19 protein-coding genes and 2 pseudogenes are annotated in these 20,895 nt (G+C 31.7%); 19 read left to right on the top strand and 2 right to left on the bottom strand.

Annotated elements, in window-relative coordinates; all coding sequences use genetic code 11:
* Positions 1-210 precede the first annotated feature (210 nt).
* The 13 genes from DES33_RS03990 (at position 211) to DES33_RS03930 (ending at position 13,440) form a co-directional block, all read left to right on the top strand.
* On the top strand, positions 211-1,755 hold the full coding sequence (locus DES33_RS03990; protein WP_110058129.1) for an NAD(P)/FAD-dependent oxidoreductase: 1,545 nt from the start codon (positions 211-213) through the stop codon (positions 1,753-1,755).
* Between the two features lie 71 nt (positions 1,756-1,826).
* Positions 1,827-2,780, top strand: a complete 954-nt coding sequence (locus DES33_RS03985) for a 1-phosphofructokinase family hexose kinase (RefSeq protein ID WP_094205265.1) — start codon at positions 1,827-1,829, stop codon at positions 2,778-2,780.
* 187 nt (positions 2,781-2,967) lie between these two features.
* Positions 2,968-4,419 (top strand): IMP dehydrogenase, encoded by a 1,452-nt coding sequence (gene guaB, locus DES33_RS03980; RefSeq protein ID WP_094207541.1) that lies wholly within the window; start codon positions 2,968-2,970, stop codon positions 4,417-4,419.
* Between the two features lie 9 nt (positions 4,420-4,428).
* Positions 4,429-4,902, top strand: a complete 474-nt coding sequence (gene purE, locus DES33_RS03975) for a 5-(carboxyamino)imidazole ribonucleotide mutase (protein WP_110058128.1) — start codon at positions 4,429-4,431, stop codon at positions 4,900-4,902.
* Positions 4,902-5,927: a phosphoribosylformylglycinamidine cyclo-ligase gene (purM, locus tag DES33_RS03970; protein ID WP_094207540.1), complete on the top strand. Its 1,026-nt coding sequence runs from the start codon at positions 4,902-4,904 to the stop codon at positions 5,925-5,927. Before purE ends, purM begins: the two co-directional genes overlap by 1 nt.
* Before the next feature lie 58 nt (positions 5,928-5,985).
* Positions 5,986-7,101, top strand: coding sequence for a uroporphyrinogen decarboxylase family protein (locus DES33_RS03965; protein ID WP_110058127.1), 1,116 nt, complete (start codon positions 5,986-5,988; stop codon positions 7,099-7,101).
* A gap of 134 nt (positions 7,102-7,235) precedes the next feature.
* Positions 7,236-8,831 carry an ABC-F family ATP-binding cassette domain-containing protein gene (locus DES33_RS03960; RefSeq protein WP_110058126.1) on the top strand — a complete coding sequence of 532 codons (1,596 nt, stop codon included), beginning with the start codon at positions 7,236-7,238 and terminating at the stop codon, positions 8,829-8,831.
* An 8-nt stretch (positions 8,832-8,839) separates the two neighbouring features.
* Positions 8,840-10,372: a glutamine-hydrolyzing GMP synthase gene (gene guaA / locus DES33_RS03955; RefSeq protein ID WP_110058125.1), complete on the top strand. Its 1,533-nt coding sequence runs from the start codon at positions 8,840-8,842 to the stop codon at positions 10,370-10,372.
* Between the two features lie 253 nt (positions 10,373-10,625).
* A complete protein-coding gene (locus tag DES33_RS03950; protein ID WP_110058124.1) occupies positions 10,626-10,964 on the top strand; it encodes a PadR family transcriptional regulator in 339 nt (112 codons plus the stop codon).
* Positions 10,957-11,529 (top strand): DUF2812 domain-containing protein, encoded by a 573-nt coding sequence (locus tag DES33_RS03945; RefSeq protein WP_110058123.1) that lies wholly within the window; start codon positions 10,957-10,959, stop codon positions 11,527-11,529. Before DES33_RS03950 ends, DES33_RS03945 begins: the two co-directional genes overlap by 8 nt.
* A gap of 11 nt (positions 11,530-11,540) precedes the next feature.
* A complete protein-coding gene (locus DES33_RS03940) occupies positions 11,541-11,753 on the top strand; it encodes a PLD nuclease N-terminal domain-containing protein (RefSeq protein ID WP_110058122.1) in 213 nt (70 codons plus the stop codon).
* Entirely contained in the window at positions 11,753-12,688 is a 936-nt protein-coding gene (locus DES33_RS03935) for an ABC transporter ATP-binding protein (RefSeq protein WP_110058121.1), read from the top strand. The genes DES33_RS03940 and DES33_RS03935 overlap by 1 nt, the downstream gene beginning before the upstream one ends.
* On the top strand, positions 12,688-13,440 hold the full coding sequence (locus tag DES33_RS03930; protein ID WP_110058120.1) for an ABC-2 transporter permease: 753 nt from the start codon (positions 12,688-12,690) through the stop codon (positions 13,438-13,440). Before DES33_RS03935 ends, DES33_RS03930 begins: the two co-directional genes overlap by 1 nt.
* Before the next feature lie 47 nt (positions 13,441-13,487).
* On the opposite strand, the gene DES33_RS03925 is transcribed toward DES33_RS03930, so the two are convergent.
* Entirely contained in the window at positions 13,488-13,919 is a 432-nt protein-coding gene (locus tag DES33_RS03925) for a helix-turn-helix domain-containing protein (protein ID WP_004837508.1), read from the bottom strand.
* 262 nt (positions 13,920-14,181) lie between these two features.
* Here DES33_RS03925 and DES33_RS03920 point away from each other — a divergent pair, with 262 nt between their 5' ends.
* The 6 genes and pseudogenes from DES33_RS03920 to DES33_RS03895 all read left to right on the top strand — a co-directional run.
* Positions 14,182-14,376, top strand: a complete 195-nt coding sequence (locus DES33_RS03920) for a hypothetical protein (RefSeq protein ID WP_004835545.1) — start codon at positions 14,182-14,184, stop codon at positions 14,374-14,376.
* Position 14,377: 1 nt separating this feature from the next.
* Positions 14,378-15,502 (top strand): site-specific integrase, encoded by a 1,125-nt coding sequence (locus tag DES33_RS03915; protein WP_110058119.1) that lies wholly within the window; start codon positions 14,378-14,380, stop codon positions 15,500-15,502.
* A complete protein-coding gene (locus DES33_RS03910) occupies positions 15,495-15,857 on the top strand; it encodes a plasmid mobilization protein (RefSeq protein ID WP_110058118.1) in 363 nt (120 codons plus the stop codon). The genes DES33_RS03915 and DES33_RS03910 overlap by 8 nt, the downstream gene beginning before the upstream one ends.
* A gap of 117 nt (positions 15,858-15,974) precedes the next feature.
* Positions 15,975-17,456 (top strand): VapE domain-containing protein, encoded by a 1,482-nt coding sequence (locus tag DES33_RS03905; RefSeq protein ID WP_110058117.1) that lies wholly within the window; start codon positions 15,975-15,977, stop codon positions 17,454-17,456.
* Between the two features lie 335 nt (positions 17,457-17,791).
* The gene (locus DES33_RS03900; RefSeq protein WP_110058116.1) at positions 17,792-18,148 is read left to right on the top strand and encodes a plasmid mobilization protein; all 357 of its coding nucleotides are present in this window, start codon (positions 17,792-17,794) and stop codon (positions 18,146-18,148) included.
* A 1-nt stretch (position 18,149) separates the two neighbouring features.
* Positions 18,150-18,379 (top strand): annotated as a pseudogene (locus DES33_RS03895) (relaxase/mobilization nuclease domain-containing protein); the annotation flags it as partial.
* Positions 18,380-18,412: 33 nt separating this feature from the next.
* On the opposite strand, the pseudogene DES33_RS09915 reads toward DES33_RS03895, so the two are convergent.
* Positions 18,413-20,895 (bottom strand): annotated as a pseudogene (locus DES33_RS09915) (FtsX-like permease family protein); the annotation flags it as partial.

Below are 20,895 nucleotides of genomic sequence, written 5' to 3'. Positions count from 1 at the left end.
GGCTTGATTTCAAATCGAAAAAATCCGGCTAAAATCGCACTGTTTGAGCGAAGGCGAGTTTGCGATTTTAGGATTTTGAGATTTAGAAATCTACAATTTTTGTAGTCTAGATATTCGTGCATTAGATTTTTTAAATCATTATGCTTTGCCAATAAATAATTCTATTTAAATAATGATATAATACAAGTAGTAAATGAAAGAGAGAAAAATATGATTATTATTAGAAATATAAAATTAAAAAATGACGACGAAAGCGAATTGAAGAAAAAAATCTCTAAAATGATTGGAATGAAAAACTTCAATTATGAAATCTACAGAAAATCAATTGATGCTAGAAGGGGAATTCTGCTTAATTACCAAGTTATCGTGGATGTTGATTTGTCTGATAAAAAAATAAAATCAATCAAAAATTGCGAAAGATATCATGAAGAAGATTTTAACCTAGAAGATGTCGATAATTCGAAAAGCGTCACAGTTGTTGGAAGTGGTCCTGCGGGATTGTTTTGTGCGTATTTATTAGCGAAAAAAGGAGCTAAGGTGAAAGTTATTGAACGAGGAAGCGAGGTATCCAAAAGAGTTGAAGATATCAACAAATTCCTGGATACTGGTAAGCTTAACACAAACAGTAACGTGCAATTTGGAGAAGGTGGAGCTGGAACTTTTTCTGACGGCAAATTAACTGCACGTTCCAAAGACAAAAGAGTCAGGGAAGTTTTGAAGACTTTTGTGGACTACGGCGCTCCTAGTGAAATTATGTATGACTCCAAGCCTCACATAGGAACCGATGAATTGCAAAAAGTAATTGTGAATATGAGAAATGACCTTATCAAAATGGGTTGTGAATTTGAATTCGATACATTAATCGACGATGTCGAAATTGAAAATGAAAAATGTGTGGGAATAAAATCACAGAATAAAAAATTTGAATCTGACTGTTACGTTTTGGCTCTTGGAAATAGTTCTAGAGACACGGTGATGATGTTAGCCGACAAAATTAAAATGACGAACAAACCTTTTGCGGTTGGTTTTAGAATTGAGCATCCACAAAAAATGATTGATTTTACACAATATAAATGCGACAGAGATCTTCCAAGTGCGACTTATCAGCTTTCTTATTCTGAAGAAAACAAAAGAGGAGTGTACACTTTCTGTATGTGTCCAGGCGGATATGTAATCAATGCTTCTAGTGAAGAAAATGAATTGTGCGTCAATGGTATGAGTTTTCACAAAAGAGACGGCAAAAACGCAAATAGTGCGATTGTGTGTGGTATAGATGAAGATACTTATGGACATAATTTATTAGACGGGATTAGATTTCAACAAGAAATCGAACGCAAAGCTTTTGAATTGGGAGGAGCGAACTACAATGCTCCAGTTCAGTTGGTAAAAGATTTTATGGATGATAAAAAATCTGAAAAAATCGGAGAAGTTGAACCTACTGTAAAACCGGGATATGTTTTAAGCAATTTGAATGATATTTACCCAGAGCATGTTACAAATTACATTAAAACTGCGATTAAAATGATGGACAATAAGCTTCACGGATTTTCAATGGATGATGCTATACTTACAGGAGTTGAAACGAGAACATCGTGTGCAGTGAGAATGGATAGAGATGATTTGTTAAGAAGCGAAAATGTTGATAATCTGTATGTGATTGGCGAAGGTAGTGGATATTCTGGAGGAATCGTGTCAAGTGCTATCGACGGATTGAAGGCTGCTGAGGTTATCCTTACATCCAAATTATCCAAATAATTTAAAAAGCTAAATTATTGGGTATATTTAATAAAAGCTAAATTTTTAATTAATTTGAAGAGGAGAATAAAATGATACTTTGTATAACTGCGAATCCTGCTATTGATGTGATTTACGAAATGGATGAGCTGGATACTAATGGAGTAAATGTTGTTGATGATGCGTACAAAACGCCTGGAGGCAAAGGGATAAATGTGTCCAAAGTTTTGGATTTGTTGAGGGCAGATTTCATGGTTACAGGCTTTATTGGAGGAAGTAATGGAGATTATGTAATCGACAAGTTAGACGATGTGAATATCAAGCACGACTTTATTTTTACAAATGTCGACACAAGAAACTGCATTAGAGTAATTCATGGCGATAAGCAATTTGAAATCTTTGAAAAAACTAACAAAATTGATTCTAGATTTGAAAGAACTTTTATGTCACTTATTAAAGAAATCGGAAAAAATTACAATATAGCAGTAATCAGTGGAAGTTTGATGAACGGTTTATCCGAAGATTTTGTCGAAGAAACTATGGATATTCTAAAAGCTAATAGCAAGATTATTTTGGATACAAATGGACAAGTGACTAAAAAAGTGTTGGAAAATAATTATAAACCATTTGCTATCAAGCCTAATTTCTACGAATTTAAGGAAATCATTGGTTTAACAGAAGATATTTCTTCAGAAGATTTCATAAACAAAGATTCTGAGTATTTGAAGAACATCTTTGAAAACGAGTTGCTAGATGATATTGAAATAGTTTTGGTTACCAATGGAAAATACGGAGCAATTTTAAAATACAAAGATAATTTGTACAGGATTTCTGTTCCTCAATACAAAATTCAAAGAACTGTCGGAAGTGGAGACGCTACTGTGGCTGGATTGGCGAAATTCTTGGATGATGAAGAAGGCGTAATGGAAACTGTTTTGAAGGCTTTATCTCTTGGAGTTTTAAATGCGAGAGTTTCAGAAGTTGAAAAATTGGACGCAGATAAAATAAACGAAGTAGCAGAACAAATAAATGTAGAATTATTATAGAAGATTTACGCATCAAAAGTTTTTTTGGTGCTTTTTTCTTGCTCAAAAATTTGTATTTCTGATATAATAACTGTAAAGAAAATAAAAGGAATAAATTTGCTTGACTTGTGATCATTTGTATGGTAAATTTATTCTCAACATTAAAAATTTTTAACAAAGTTTTTATTTATTTTATGAGGAGGGTATTATGCAATTTATCGGCGAAGGATTAACATTTGATGATGTACTTCTAGTACCAGGTCCATCAGAAGTGTTACCTAATGAAACTATCTTGAAAACAAGATTAACTAAAAAAATTGAATTGAACATTCCTATGATGTCAGCAGGAATGGATACTGTAACTGAGTCAAAAATGGCTATCGCTATGGCGAGACAAGGCGGGATCGGAATTATTCACAAGAACATGACTATTGAAGAACAAGCAAGAGAAGTAGATAGAGTTAAACGTTCAGAAAATGGAATAATTACTGATCCTTTTTACTTATCTGCAGATGACAAAATCGTTGATGCTTTGAAATTGATGAGTCACTACAGAATTAGCGGTGTACCTATAGTTAATGATGATATGACTTTAGTCGGGATCCTAACTAACAGAGATGTTAGATTCGTAAAAGATGAACAACTTCCAATTGGTGATGTTATGACTAAAGAAGGATTGATTACAGGTCACGAAAACATATCAATGGATGAAGCCTTGGAAAAAATGATGAATGCTAAGATTGAAAAACTTCCAATTGTAGATGAAAACTTCAAATTAAAAGGTCTTATCACTACAAAAGATGTTGAAAAAACAATTCAATATCCAAATTCAGCTAGAGACTCACAAGGAAGACTATTAGTAGGTGCAGCAGTTGGTATTACTAATGATATGATCGAAAGATGCCAAGCTTTGGTAGATGCAAAAGTTGACGTAGTGACAATTGATACAGCTCACGGTCATTCAAGAGGAGTTTTGAATGCTGTTAGAAAATTAAAAGAAGCTTTCCCAGATCTTCAAATTATCGCGGGTAACGTTGCAACAGCAGATGCTACAAGAGATTTGATAGAAGCTGGAGCAGATTGCGTTAAAGTTGGTATTGGACCTGGATCTATTTGTACGACAAGAGTTGTAACAGGTATCGGTGTTCCTCAAATGACAGCTATAATTGAATGTGCAAAAGAAGCTGATAAACACGGTATTCCAATCATCGCCGATGGTGGTATTAAATATTCAGGAGATATTACAAAAGCATTAGCAGCAGGTGCATCTGTTATCATGGCAGGTAGCTTGTTCGCTGGTACTGAAGAAAGCCCTGGAGAATTAGTTGTATTAGAAGGTAGACAATACAAAGAATACAGAGGAATGGGTTCGCTTGGAGCTATGAAAGCTGGAAGTGGAGACAGATATTTCCAAAATAACACTAAAAAATACGTTCCAGAAGGAGTAGAAGGTAGAGTTGCTTACAAAGGATCTGTAGCAGAAGTTGTTTATCAATTGGTTGGTGGACTTCGTTCAGGTATGGGTTATGTAGGAAGCAAAGACTTAGTTGAATTAAAAGAAAAATCAAAATTCGTGAAGATTTCTCCAGCAACACTTGTAGAAAATCATCCACATGATATTACAATCACTAGAGAATCTCCAAACTATACAAAAAAATAGGAGTAAACAATGGATATTAGATTAATAATGGGAAGCAGTTCAGATATTGAAGTTGCAAAAAAAGTTACTAAAATGTTGAAAAAATTTGATCTATCTTATGAAGTATCAGTTATTTCAGCACACAGAGCATTGGATGTTTTAAAAGAAACTGTTGAAAAAGACGACTGCAAAGTTTACATCACAATCGCTGGCAAAGCAGCACACTTAGGTGGAGTAACAGCAGGAATGACAACAAAACCAGTTATAGGAATTCCTGTAAAAGGATCTGCACTTGCTGGAATGGATGCTTTGTATTCAATAGTTCAAATGCCTAAAGGAGTTCCAGTTGCAACTGTAGCAATCGATGGTGGAGAAAATGCAGCTATCTTAGCAGCTCAAATGATTGCTTTGTCTGACGAAAAACTAGCTCAAAAATTAAAAGATTACAAAGAAGAAATGAAACAAGGTGTCATTGATTCTGACAGGGAGTTACAAGAAATATAATGGGATTAACTTACAAAGATTCTGGTGTAGATAAAGAAAAAGGCTACGAAGAAGTTCAAATTATAAAAGAAATCGTAAAGAAAACTCATGGAAAAGAAGTTCTAACAGGTATCGGTGGATTTGCTGGTTTATTTAAACCAGAAATCTCCGATATGAAAGAACCTGTATTGGTTAGTGGAACTGATGGCGTTGGAACAAAAATCAAATTAGCCATGGAACTAGACAAACACGATACAGTTGGTATTGATTTGGTTGCAATGTGTGTTAATGATGTTTTGTGCCAAGGGGCAAAGCCATTGTTTTTCTTGGATTACATCGCTACTGGAAGTTTAAAACCAGAAAAAATGGCGGATTTGGTTCGTGGTGTAGCGGAAGGTTGCACTCAATCAGAATGTGCATTAATTGGCGGAGAAACTGCCGAAATGCCAGGGTTATACAAAGAAAATGATTATGATTTGGCGGGATTTGCAGTTGGAATCGTAGACCGCGAAAAAATAATTGACGGAAGTAGCATTAAAGAAGGCGATGTTGCAATATCTTTGTCTTCAAGCGGAGTCCACAGCAATGGATTTTCACTTGTAAGAGCGGCATTAGATATGGCAAATGTGAAATTATCCGACAAATTTGAAGACACTACAGTTGGAGAAAGACTTTTGGTTCCTACGAGAATTTACGAAAAAGAAATCTCAGCTTTATTAAAAGAAGTTCAAATCAAAGGAATTGCTCACATCACAGGTGGTGGATTGTACGAAAACGTGCCTAGAATGTTGCCTGAAAATATAGGAATAGAATTTGACTTAAAAGAATCAGAGATTGATCCTGTGTTCAAAGCTATTCAAGAATGGGGAAATGTCGAAACAAAAGAAATGTTCTCCACATTTAATATGGGAATTGGAATGGTAGTTGTAGTAGATGCAAAAGATGTGGATAAATCTCTTGAAATATTACAAAAAATTGATCCAAAAGCAAAAAAATGCGGAGTTTGCATGCAAACAGAAACAAAAGTTGCGATTAATCTGGACTAATGTAGGAATTAATCAAAATTTTCAAAAATAATTCTGGGTCAAAAAAGTGAGGGAGAATATGTCGAAAAAATTTATTTCATTTGTTGATGAAGGTCTTTTGAATATGACTTATACTTCCAGGTTACAATCATACTTGGAAGGAAATGTCGTGGATGTAAATCCTTTCGATCTTTTTGATGTGGAGACTCCACTGGCTATAAATTCCGGATATTCCAAGAAAGATATTTTAAATGATTTTGGGTTGTACACTGATATGGTTCATTTGAAAAAATCGTTGTATGGAATTGATTACATGTATATAGGAATGGATCAAAAAGGAATTGGAAGTATTTTAGGAAGTGAAACCAAGATGACTGAAAAAGGAGATTCATTGACATCGGTGTATGCGCTTGATGATTACAAAGATTTTTCTAAAATGGAAAATATCGATATAAAATCTAGCGAAACTGTGGTAAATTTTATTGAAAAAGCTAAAAAAACAAAAGAAGCAATGAGAGGAATCACCATATTTGGTGCTGTGACAGGACCTCTTACGACAGCATCAGGAGTTAGACCTGTGGAAAAACTTCTTCGTGATACTCGAAAAAATAAGGAAGAAATCAAAAGACTGTTGGAAATGTGCACAGATTATACTATAGAATTTGTAAAGATTTTTACAGAAGAAGTAGGTGGATGTTTTTTCAAAATTGCTGATCCAGTTTCTTCGTTGAATGTCATCAGTAGGAAACAATACGATGAATTCACTCAACCTTACATGGAAAAATTATCAGATAGTGTGTACGAAATCACTGGAATTAAGCCTATGGTTCATATCTGCGGCAAAACAGATAAAGTGTGGGAAAATTTCAGGGACAGTAGTTTTTCAAGATTTTCTGTTGACAATATCGAAGATATTGAACAACTTAAAAACAGCCTCGGTGACAATATGATAATCGAAGGAAATATTGCGCCTATGGATATACTATTGAATTCGAATCCAGAGACTGTGAGAAACGAAGTCAAAACACTTTTGCAAAAGGCGTCAGACAGTCCAAAAGGATACATTCTAAATGCAGGATGTACTGTTTGCGACAATACTCCAATTGAAAACATCGAAAGCTACATCAGAGCTGTGTGTGAATTCGGAAAAGATGCTTCGATTGGAAATTTACCAAAAGGATTGACCAATATATAAATTTATAAAATTAACAACCATTTATTTTTCGAAATTAAATGGTTGTTTTTGAATTGAAAAATTTATCAAATATTGTGATATCAAGACTTGATAATATTTTTATGGTATAATATGTGAGTATTGGAGGGATTTAGATGTTAACAGTTAACAATTTAAGTGTCATATTCCCCGATAAAAAATTATTTGAGGATGTTAACCTAATTTTTAATCCAGGTAACTGTTACGGAGTTATTGGTGCGAATGGTGCTGGGAAATCTACATTCCTCAAAATTTTATCCGGAGAAAAAGAGCCTACAAAAGGCAATGTCACGATAGATAAGAACACAAGATTATCAAAACTTAATCAGGATCACTACGCTTTTGAAGAAAACAGCGTGATGGATACAGTTTTGATGGGAAACAAAAAACTTTACGATATCCAAAAAGAAAAAGATGCTATATACATGAAGCCAGATTTCAGCGATGAAGATGGAATGAGAGCAGCGGAATTAGAAGCAGAATTCCAAGAACTTGGAGGATATGAAGCAGAAGCGGAAAGTTCATCTTTGCTGCAAGGTTTGGGAATAACGACACAACAACATTTTATGTTGATGAAAGATTTGAAAGAATCTGACAAGGTAAAGGTGTTATTGGCACAAGCTTTGTTCGGAAATCCGGGAATATTGCTACTAGACGAACCTACAAATGGTTTGGATTTGAAGGCAATATTGTGGCTACAAGATTTTCTGATGGATTTTCCAGGAATTGTAATCATAGTATCTCACGATAGATATTTCTTAAATGAAGTGTGTACTCATATGGTCGATGTCGACTACGGAAAGATTAATATGTTCGTTGGTAACTACGATTTCTGGTATGAATCAAGCCAACTTGCACTTCGAATGCAAAAAGAGCAAAACAAGAAAAAAGAAGACAAAATCAAAGAACTTCAAGATTTCATTCAAAGATTTTCTGCCAATAAATCAAAATCCAAGCAAGCTACAAGTAGGAAGAAACTTCTCGATAAAATCACATTAGATGACATTAAACCATCTAGTAGACGTTATCCATTCGTTGGATTCGAGCTTTCAAGAGAAGTTGGTAATGAAATTTTGAATGTAGAAAACTTGACTGTAGAACAAAATGGCAACAAGCTTATCGATAATTTGAGCTTCAGAGTAAACAAAGGAGATAAGATTGGATTCATCGGAAACGAAATCGCCATCACGAAATTCTTCGAAATAATCAACGGAAACGATGATGATTATACAGGAGAATACAAATGGGGACAAACTATAACTCACACGTATTTTCCAAAAGATAATACTAGGTTCTTCGAAGATTGCGATTTGAATTTGATTGATTGGTTGAGACAATTCAGCGAAGAAAAATCTGAAATTCACATCAGAGGATTTTTGGGAAAGATGCTTTTTTCAGGTGATGAAGCTTTGAAGAAAGCCAACGTTCTTAGCGGGGGCGAAAAAGTCAGAATGATGTTTTCCAAAATGATGGTAACACCGGCGAATGTCTTGGTGTTCGATCAACCTACAAACCATTTGGATTTGGAAAGTATCGAATCTGTAAATAACGGTTTGATTACATTCAAATCAAACATTTTGTTCACATCACTCGATCACCAATTTGTATCTTCTGTTGCAAATAGAATTATTGAAATATTTGATGACGGAACTTATCGTGACGTATCAATGAATTACGAAGACTATATAGAAAAATATTTAACTAATAATTAGGAGTAGAAATGAAACATCAATTAGTTATTGTAGTAGATTTTGGAGGACAATATAATCAACTAATCGCTCGCCGCGTTAGAGATTTGAACGTGTACTGCGAAGTTGTTCCTTACAAAAAAGCATTGGATGTTATCAAAGAAAAACAACCAATCGGGATAATCTTTACAGGTGGACCAAATAGCGTTTACGAAGAAAATTCTCCACAAATCGACAAAGAAATTTTTGAATTAAATATTCCTATTTTGGGAATGTGCTACGGAATGCAACTTATCTCCAAAGATTTTGGTGGAGTTGTTGAAAAAGCAAAAAATCGTGAATTTGGTAAAACTAATGCCAAAATTGCAAATCAAAGTCCTATCTTAAAAGATATGAGCGACGAAAGCATCGTGTGGATGAGTCACACTGATTTCGTATCAGAAAAACCAGAAGGATTTGACATCATTCAAATAACGGATTCTTGCCCAGTAGCAGCAATTGCAAATGAAGACAAGAAAATCTACGCTGTTCAATATCACCCAGAAGTTAACCATACAGTTGAAGGTAAAATACTTATCAAAAACTTCCTTTATGAAATCTGTAAAGCTGATGGAGATTGGACAATGGAAAACTTCTTGGAAGAACAAATCCAAAAAATCAGAAAAACTGTCGGAGACAAAAAAGTTTTGTTGGCATTATCAGGTGGGGTAGACAGTTCCGTATGTGCATCACTTTTATCAAAAGCTATCGGCAAAAACTTGACATGTGTATTCGTTGACCATGGTTTGATGAGAAAAAATGAAGGCGACGAAGTTGAAGCCGCATTCAAAAATGACGAATTGAACTTCGTAAGAGTAGATGCAAAAGACAGATTCTTAAATAAATTAAAAGGCGTATCAGATCCGGAACAAAAGAGAAAAATCATCGGAGAAGAATTCATCAGAGTATTTGAAGATGAAGCAAAGAAAATCGGATCTGTAGATTTCCTAGCGCAAGGGACAATCTATCCCGATGTAATAGAATCTGGACAAGGCGATGCATCAGTAATCAAATCTCACCACAACGTTGGAGGACTTCCAGATGTAGTTGATTTCAAAGATTTAATCGAACCACTTCGCGATTTATTCAAAGACGAAGTCAGAAGATTGGGATTAGAATTAGAAATGCCAGAATATTTGGTATATCGTCAACCATTCCCAGGACCAGGACTAGGAATCAGAGTTATGGGAGAAATCACTGAAGAAAAATTAGAAGTGTTGCGTGAAGCAGACTATATATTCAGAGACGAAGTTGCAAAAGCAGGAATAGACAAAGACATCAACCAATACTTTGCAGTAATCACTAACAATAGAACAGTCGGAGTAATGGGGGATTTTAGAACTTACGATTACACATTGGCACTAAGAGCCGTAACAACAACAGACTTCATGACAGCCGATTGGGCAAGAATCCCATACGAAGTATTAGATAAAACTTCAGTAAGAATAATCAACGAAGTAGACCACATCAATAGAATAGTTTACGATATTACAAGTAAACCACCAGCAACAATTGAATGGGAATAGTAGCAAAAAAATTAAAAGCTTTGTAAAGTCAACGGTTACAGAAGATAAAAAACTGTAACTGGGATTAAAATGGGAACATTTGTTAAAAAGAATAAATTGAATAATAGTTCCAAGTGGTTTACATTCGGACAAAAAATAAGACCGTAGTTAAAAGCTGCGGTCTTTTTTTAAGAATAATTACGTTAAACATACTACTTGACACGTAGTATGTTTGGTGATATACTTTAGGTAATTAGATACGGGGGTGTTGATAATGGGTGATAATTTAGAGAAAAATATTCCTTTGACGGAAACAATGTTTTTAGTTTTACTAACAATGCTAGAAGAAAACTATGGCTATAAAGTTTCACAAGAGGTCGAAGAAATAACTGGAGGAAGGATTGTTTTAGGTCCAGGTACACTGTATGGTGCGATAAACAATCTTAGCAAAAAAGGCTGGATCAAGTTAGTTGATAAAGATAAGGAGAGTGGAAAAAAAGTATATATAGCAACTGACATTGGAAAAAAATTAGTCTTATTAGAGATTGATAGGATGAGATCTTTAGTCTTAGAGGGGGAAAAGAAATTAAAGAAGGAGGGAAATTATGAATAAAATAAGAGTTTTTATGAATCCAATAGAAGGCAGAGAAAAATACCTTAATCAAATTGCAAGTGAAGGGTATCGTCTTGTAAAAAGTGGATCAATCTTACATGAATTTGAAAAAACTAATTCAGATTATAAGTATTCAGTACAGTATGTTGGATATATGAGTAATACAGAAAGAAAAAAATATTCTGATTTTTTAAAGGAAATGAATTTAAAAGTTTTTACTGCTCCACTTAATATTGGAAAGTTTAGTTTAGGCAACGTGAAATTAAGACCTTATAACTCACCCAAAGGTATGATAGCTACTTATCCTGGAATGATTAATAAAGAGATCTTGATAATTGAATCAGATGGAAATAAAGAAATTCCAGTTTTTTCAGATAGGGAGAGTAAGAATTTAGATATTAATAGGAGAAAAGCACCATATTATTATCTTATCGCTACCTCTGTTCTTTTGATGGTCTTAGGTTTATTTAAGGTAATTGATTATAAATCAATAATTTTAGGAACAATTTTATTTATATTAGCAAGTCATGGCTTATATAAATTGTTCTCAATTAAAGAAAAGTAAAGGAGACAATTATGAGTGAATTTTATGAAATGATTAGACCGATACTACCTGTTTATATAGGAGGATTGACAGTATATTTAGTGCTTGTAATATATTGTATTTTAAGTATCGTAAGAAACCCAAAATTTGATGTCAAGAAAAAAGTTATCTGGACACTTGTTGTAGTGCTTGTGCAGATAATTGGTCCTATAGCATATTTAGCAGTAGGTAGAAAGAAATATTGATGGAAAATTTATTAGAAATTTTAAATCTAACAAAAACGTATGGTCACGAAAAGATACTAAGTGACTTAAATTTATCTATTCCTAAAAATTCTATAATTGGATTGATAGGAGAAAATGGCAGCGGTAAGACTACGTTAATGAAATGTATATCTGATATTATCCCATATGATGGGACTGTAAAATGGCAGTTTCATTATACGGGAAAAACTTCTTATATACCAGATGTACCTATGTTTTACCCTTATATGACTGGATTAGAATTTTTAATTTTTTGCTCTCAAGTTTCTAAAAAATCGAAAAAAATATGTCCAGAAGACATTTTATATAAAATAGGTCTTTCAAAAGATGATGGAAATAAATTAATTTCAAATTATTCTAGAGGCATGAAGCAAAAATTAGCTATAGGTTTATCTCTTATTTCAGAAACTGACTTGATGTTATTAGACGAACCGACATCAGCACTAGATCCATTAGCTAAAATTGAATTATTAAAGCTTATAAAGAAACAAAAAGGAAATTTTTCAACTCTTATAAGTAGCCATGATGTTGATTCTATAATGGATATCGTTGACTATATATCTTTTATTGATGGCGGAAAAATAATATATATGGATACATCAAGTAATTTCAATAAGCTTTGTGAAGGGAGTCTTGAAATTCATTTAATAAAAAATATTGAAAAAAAGGAAATAACAAATATATTTTCAGAGTTTTTAGATGGAAAGAATATTGAAGTAAAAGATTCTACTTTAACAATAAATAAAAATTTAAATGAAGAGGAACTAATCCATTTGCAAAATTTATTATATGATAAGCAAGTATATTTTTATAGCTTTGATAAGAAAAAAAGCATTAGTAACTTTATAGAAAAAGTGAAAGGTACAGAAAATGTACTCCCCATTAAATCCAGACAAGAAATTAAGAGGATACTTTAATGAAAAAAGAGTGGATTGAAATTAATAGAGAGAATAAATTATTAATATTGATGCTATCTTTTATAAGTATCTCATTTTTTTCTATTTTATTGACTAGATATACTCCAGAAATAATGAAAGCTTTATTTCCTGAAAATATGGGCGAAGCAAAGGCTATTCTTGACCACTATACTAAAAATATATCGGCTAAAAACTATATAGATCAATTTAGTAAGTACATTTCACAATTAGGATTTTTGATAACTGCCATTATCTTTAGCGATTATATTGTTAAAGAAGTTTCAGAAGGTAGAATTTATAATTTGCTATCGCTAGGTGTTCAAAGAAAGAAAATTTTATTAACTAAAAGCTTAATGATGAATATAGTTTGTATCTTATGCATGATAACATCTCTAATAATCTTACGGTTAGGCCTATTGTTTTATGATGTATATATATCAATCAATTTATATGCTTCAGTTAGTTTAGTATTGATATTGAAATATCTGTTATTAATAAATATAATGACACTAATCTCTACCCTAGTAAAAAATACATGGGTTAATCTTATTATAAGCCTTTCCATATATGCCATATTGAGCGTAGGAAGATACTTACCTGTATTTAACTTCTTTACCCCATTTTTCTATATATATAATTTTGCGATCACAGGATCTCTATACAGCAGTATCATTGCCTTATTAACGACAACATTTTTTATAATTATAATTTATATATTTGCAATTAGAATATTTAATAAAAAAGAAATGTAAAAAAATTAGACCGTAGTTTCAAGCTACGGTCTTTTGAGTACATATTTTTATTTTAAAAATCTTGATTTTTTAGGGTAAGATAGCTTCCAATCTTCAAACTCTTCGTCTGTTATTTCATCATTGTAATGCTTTTTTCTCATCTCATTCCATTCTATAAGAAAATTATTGAAGTCTACATCATTTGATAAAAGCCCTGTGATTTCTCCATCGCCTGCTAAGGGTCTAAACTTCATGTCTTTTTCATAATCAAAAATTATATGCATTATTTCAAAAATAGAATTAGGTTCATGATCGATTAATGCTGATATATCACAATCAAGTGCTTCGGATATTTTTTGTAATTGTTCTTTACTTGGAGATCTATTTCCAAGCTCGTAATTTCTTATAGCAGCATCTGTCAAACCAGACTTAATGGCAAGTTCTTTTTGAGTTAAGTTTCTCATAAGTCTTAACTTTTTTAATTTTTCTCCAGAAATCAAACTAACTCCTCCTTATTTCACGATAACTATAAATATTTTATCACAAAACGAACAAAAGCTCAACAAAACTGTTCTGTTGTAAATATTTGTAAGTATCTGAATATTTTAGAAAAAAATAAATAGAAAAAACTTGACAGAACAAATATGAACTGTTATTATATATACATACCGTTCGATATTGAACGGAAATTGTAAGACATATAAATTAATGCTCGCCTTTTTTGAGGATGTAGAACCTTACAAACTATAAAAGGAGGACATTATGAAAGGTATTTTTATGAATGCAAAAGATGTACAAGAATTTCTTGATGTAAGTAGGACAACAGCATATCAGATAATAAACGATATGAATCAAGACTTACTTAAATTAGGTTATCGTGTACAAAGAGGAAAGGTAAATAGAGAATACTTTATGGAAAAGTATTGCTATAAACCAACAAATACAAAGGAGGTTTAAAGTGCCAGCATACAGAGATGAGAGTGGAAATAAAACTTGGTATTGCAGGTTTTATTACACCAACTGGAAAGGAGAAAAATTAACTAAGAAAAAACGTGGATTTTCAACAAAAAAAGAAGCATTAAAATGGGAACAAGAATTCTTAAATCAACATTCTGAATCAATTGATATGAGTTTTAGGGAGTTTTTTGAACTTTACAAGAGGGATAGAAAACCAAGAATAAGAGAAAATACTTGGAGGACAAAAGAAGCAATTGTAAATCAAAAAATACTTCCCTATATTGGTGATCTAATGCTTAATGAGATTAATAATGTAACCATCATTCAATGGCAAAATGAGCTTATGAAGATTAAGGATAAGAATGGGAAAAACTACTCTCCTACTTATTTGAGAACTATTCATGCCCAGTTATCTAGTATCTTAAATCATGCTTGTAGGTACTACAATTTAAAAACTAATGTTGCTCGTGATGTTGGATCTATGGGAGAAAAAGAAGCTGATGAAATGCTCTTTTGGACTCAAGATGAATATGAAAGATTTGTAGAAGCTATTAAAGATAAACCTGAATCATTCTATGCCTTCGAACTTTTATACTGGTGTGGTCTTAGAATGGGAGAATTATTAGCCTTAACAAAAGAGAAATTTGATTTTGAAAGGCATACATTAAAAATTGATGAATCTTTACAAAGGATTGATGGGAAAAATGTAATAACAGCCCCTAAGACTAAAAAAAGCATAAGGACAATAGTTATGCCTGAATTTTTAACTGATGAGATTAAAGAATATATAGATAGTTTTTATAAGTTAAAACCAAAAGACTTAATATTTAATTTCTCTAAGAGCTACCTGCACCATGAAATGGATAGGGGATCTAAGAAATCTCAAGTAAAGAGAATTAGAATACATGATTTAAGGCATTCTCACGTTTCACTCTTGATTGAACTTGGATTTTCTGCAACTGCAATAGCTGATAGGGTTGGACATGAATCGATTGATATAACCTATAGGTATGCCCATCTCTTCCCTAGCAAACAAAAAGAAATGGCTCTGTCTTTAACGCAAGTAAGAAATAATAAGGCAAATGACTGGAAAGATTTATTAGAAGAGGACGATCAAGATGTTTAGAAAACATTCATTAGATGAAATTTCACAAAAAACTAGAAATAAAGAGAAAAATAGAAAAAGAAATCGAATTTTAAATTTTAGAGTCTCTGAGGAAGAATATGATCTAATAAACAAAAAGATTGAAATAAGTGGACTTAAAAAACAAGATTATTTTTTACAAATGCTATTAAATCACGAGGTTAAGTTAGTAAGTGATTACAGACTTTCTGATAATATAGCCAAGGAAATATTTCAACTAGCAAAAGTTATTAAAAAGTTCGGCAAACTTAATGACGATGAAACTGATATTTTAATCTATATTTTAGAAATATATGAAGAAATAAAAAAAGAAAAAAGCCCCTACTACAAAGAGTAAAGGCATACACTCCTGTGAGAAGTGTTCTCTAGACAAGTTCATTTTACCACAGGAGTCTTATTTATACCAGACAGGAGAATAAAATGGAGAATAAATATAAAACAATAAAGAGAATAGATGATTGTAAAAAGAAAAGGAGTGAGGCTTATGACAGATATTAAATTAAAATTCCCAGAAATAGATCAGACTTACGCCTTTTTAGACTTGCAAACTACAGATAAGGGGACGGTTAGACAAATTACTGGAAATATTGTGACAGCTATTTTGAATCCCAAATATTGTCAAAATCAAAAAATCATTGATGGACAAATATTCTTTGACAAATTTACCAATGAAATAAAATTCCAGGGGAAAATTATCGGAGAAAGAAATATAAAGGAAAATCAAATACGACTTTGGGATGATTCTTTAAATAATAGACTAGGCTTAGAGATAGAAAAACACTTTGGAATTAATTATAATGCCAATAAAATGTGGGAAGCTATTCGTTTTGTAGCTCACCAATATGAAGTGAGCCCGCCAAAGCAATATCTTCAAAATTTAAAATGGAATGGAGATAAAAATACCATTAGAAAACTTTTACCAAGGTATTTGGGAGCGGATGATACAGATCTTAATAATTGGATAATGGAACATATGATATTGGGTATGATAAAAAGAATTTTCAATCCAGGATCTAAGTTTGATGAAATGATTGTTTTAGTTGGTGGGCAAGGTATAGGTAAATCGACTTTTGCAAGATACTTGTCCATAACAGATGATTGGTTTTGTACAATAGAAAACATTCAAGGCAAGGATGCTATCATGAATCTTATGGGTAAAACTGTCGTTGAAATCGAAGAATTCGTTGCTTTAAGAAATGCTAAATCGGCTAATGAAGCTAAATCTTTTTTATCAAAACTAAGCGATAGAATAAGAATACCCTACGAAAAATATGCAACAGACGTGCCAAGAACTTGCATCTTTATAGGGACATTAAACGAAAGAACTTTTCTTAATGACCATACTGGAGAAAGAAGATATTTACCTGTTGAATGTAACCCAAATAAAAGAGCAAGAACTATATATCCAGATAAAAATAACAATGACAAACTTTCAGACAAAGAATATATGTCACGTATAAGAGAAGATTTTAATCAGGCTCTAGCTTTAGGATATGAAATCTTTAAAAACAAGACTCACGCATGGACTATACCAAAAAATCTTTTAAAAGACTTGCATAAGGAGCAAGAAAAGTTCAAATATCTAAACCCAGATGTGGAAGACATTAGGTATTTCTTAGAAGAATATAAGCCGAAAAGTGCAGATCCAAATATAACTTGTTTCAAAGAACTAACCATGCAAGGCTACCAAATAAAATCAAAGTCTTTTTCAGAGATTATGGATAATTATTTCCAAGAATGGATTCCAGTTAGGTCATCAAAGACCAAAAGAATATCGCCAAGCGGAGTCTCAATCCCAGTAAAACTATATTATGAAAAGAAAACAGAAAACGAAACTGACTTTATAGAAGTTGACAATAATTTGTTGCCAAAAGAATGGCAAAAAGAAAATCAATTAGAAATAGATACAACTAATCAAGTGAAAATACAGATGTAACTTTGTAACCTGTAACCTACCGTTATAAATCTTCTTAAATTAGGATTACATAAATTAATGGCTTGATAATAATGGGTTGACACAGACTCTTAAAACAAGCTTACCTAATTTTGGAAGTTTTTATTTTGTAAGTTACAGTTACACTTAATATCATTCATTTTAAAAATTCTTAGAAAATAAATTAAAGACTTGTTAATAATAGCAAGCACAGTAAGTGAGTACCCACTTACGAAAAAATCAAAAAATCAATAGCTTATAAGGCTATATAATTTTATGATTTTACCTTGTTAGGGAGAACCCTAAGACCCCAAAATATAAGAACAAAGGAGAAATATATGGATAATAGAAAAAGAAAAAATCAACTAAAAATATATTTAACAGATGAAGAAAAAGAAATTTTTGAAAAGAAAATGAAACTTGCAAACTGCAAAACTATGTCCCACTTTCTTAGGAAATGTGTATTAGAAAAAGAAATTTATATTGTAGACCTAGAACCATTTAGAAACCTACAATGGCTACTTTCAAATGCAACAAATAATATAAACCAGATTGCAAAAGCTACTAATACGACAGGTGTTATTTACAAGAAAGATATTGATTATATGAGAGAAAAAATAGAAAAATTGGCAAAAGAGATATGGGATATACATTCCCTACTTCTTAATAAATCAAAAGAAAGTTATGGTATTTAGTATGGCAATTACAAAAATATATCCTATAAAATCAACTCTAAATTTGGCAATAGATTATATAACTAAGAGTGAAAAAACTGATGAAAAATTTTAGTATCTTCATTCAAATGTCATCCATCTATTGACCATATTCAGTTTATAAAAACACGAGAAGCTAATGATACTAAAGGTACAGTTTTGGCTAGGAATCTAATACAATCTTTTATTTTCGGGAAGTTTGGTGCTATAAAAAAGGCTATGAGTTTAATGCTCACAGCCTTTTTCTTATATGCTCTTGAAAGTATTATCTGAGTTTTCATTTATTGTTTTAAAACCACTTTTTATTGCAAATAAAACTCCTGCAATCATAAATACAAATACTATTATTAGAGGGATATAATTCATATTTATTATCAGACCTTTTATCGCAAATGCTAATTCATAGTTACTTCTATAGGCTCTCAATGCAATTCCAATAATGAACATAAAGATATAGGCTAAGAAAATATTTTTAAACAATATTTTCCCCTCTCCGAAGACCATCTTTTCCATTTGTTTTTCTGTCATACCTGCTGTTGATAGAAGTTTAAAGTCATTGGATCTTGCCCTAAGGTTGCCTTTAAAACTATTATAGGCATTGGAAAGAGCAATCGTTATAAGAATGATTTGGATAGCTAGATTTAGAAGTCTTTCATTCCTTATTACTTCTTTATCCATAGCCGCTTTTAGAATTTCTGTGGAAGTTCCATGGTCAGATTTTGGAACATAGGTCGAAATTACTTTTTCCGCATCTTCAAATACTTTTTCTTTATTATTATCGGCTTTGATTTTTACAAAGTAGTAATAAACTGGGTTGCCTTCATCTATTCCATATTCATCAATAAATTTTTTCATAGAACTTTCACTTGTAAAGATAGATATTTGATTGTCATTATAAGCTTCTAGATTATAAGGCATTTCATCAATACTTGAATCTATTTTTATAGGCATGGACTTACCATTTGCATTATATTTTAAAGTTACTTTTCCTGTATCCTTATCAGAAATTTTTACATATTCATTAAAAGTATAAGGACTTCCACTATCTTTTGGAATTTTATTTAGTAGTAAATACTTTGCATCCGAAATATTATTTTCTTTTAAAAGTTTTTCGAAATCCTCATCTGTTAAGGCATATATATTGGAATATAATTTATCTTCCGGTATTTTACCGCTATTTAAAGCTTCATTTAAATCTTTAGAAATAAAGTCCTTATTATCACCAAGGTAAAATTTTGTATCAACTCTTTGGTATACATGCAATTGGTCTATGCCTTCAACTTCTTCTATATCATGAACAAAGTTTTTATCCAAAAAATCACCTATATAAATACTAGAGTCAAAATTGTAAGGACTTTGGTAGTTATTATATTTTTCCTCTAAACTTCCATATGCCCGACTTACTAAAACATTAGTCAGTACCAAGGCAGACAGAGCCATGGAAATTACAATAATTCGATAGGTTGAGCGATAAGACCTGTAATAATCTTTTGCTAAAGTCTTTTCTATAGATCCATTTATTTTTGATTTTCCTAATTTAATATTTTTTCTGTAATACCATTTAAACCTTCGATAACATTTATCTTCGCACTTTTCTTGGCAGGGATCAATGCTGAAAAATAAACCATTATCAAGGATAACAAAATAATTATTAAAATAGATATAGGGCTTGGAAATATGAAATGGAAATCCATAGATTTTACACTTTGACCTAAAATATTTGATATGTTTTGATAAGATTTTGTATTATTAAGCCACATCAAATATAAGAGCAGATTTGCAGAAGCCAAAGATAAGATTGTTCCCAAGGCTATTGGTAAGGTTGAAAGTTTAAATGCTTTCTTTCGAATTAATTGCTTTACCTGCTTATCTGTCATCCCAGTGCTTTTTAATAGAGCAATTTCCTTTAAATCCCTATTGTTCCATACATTAAAAGCCCCATAAATGATAAATGCAAAAAGTAGACAAAGAAAGAAGGCTGCTCCATATTGTTCTAAAGCTGAGTTTACAACACTTTTTGGTGGAATGATTCCTTTTGGATAGACCATTTTATATTCTAAGATATCTTTATTATAAAATACTCTACCAATATCTAGGGCATGGTTCTCATCAATATTCATTTCTGATAAAATTTCCCTAGTCTTTGTATAGGTATCTCTTATATTTTTATACCAAATTTCTGCTTCGGTACCAACATTTTTTTCAAACAAGACTTTTTTATCATCACTTTTAGATAAACCTACAAGCATAGCCTCTTCAAATGAATAGCTAAAATCTTCATAAGTACCAACTATTTTATAAGTTTTATCACGAACAGTTATTTCAGAACCCAAATCATATTCTTTATTTTTTATCAAAAATATCTCTGGAACTAAAAGTTCATTTGCTTTTTCTGGCTTTTTTCCTTCCTTAATATCATAACGTAAAAGGCTTGCAGGATCTCCATTTTCATATATAACTGCATTTAAGTCTGTTTTTATTACTTTATTGAAAGAAACTTTTTCTATATCTTTATCGTTTTTTAATTTATCATAAAAACCTTGGTCAATTCCACTTATATTCACATGATAATCTCCAAAAGTTTTCTTTACATACTCATACTTGTCAGTTTTTAACGAGTTGAAGATAAAAATTACAGTTCCTAGTAAAATTACTGCCAAAAGTATGGAAATTTTAATAGCAAAACTGTCTTTCTTATTATTTTTTACAGCTCCATCAGCTAGGTCATT

The sequence above is a fragment of the Finegoldia magna genome, assembly GCF_003182075.1.
In the GTDB taxonomy this organism is placed as follows: domain Bacteria; phylum Bacillota; class Clostridia; order Tissierellales; family Peptoniphilaceae; genus Finegoldia; species Finegoldia magna.
This window is presented reverse-complemented; position numbering and strand designations above follow the sequence as displayed.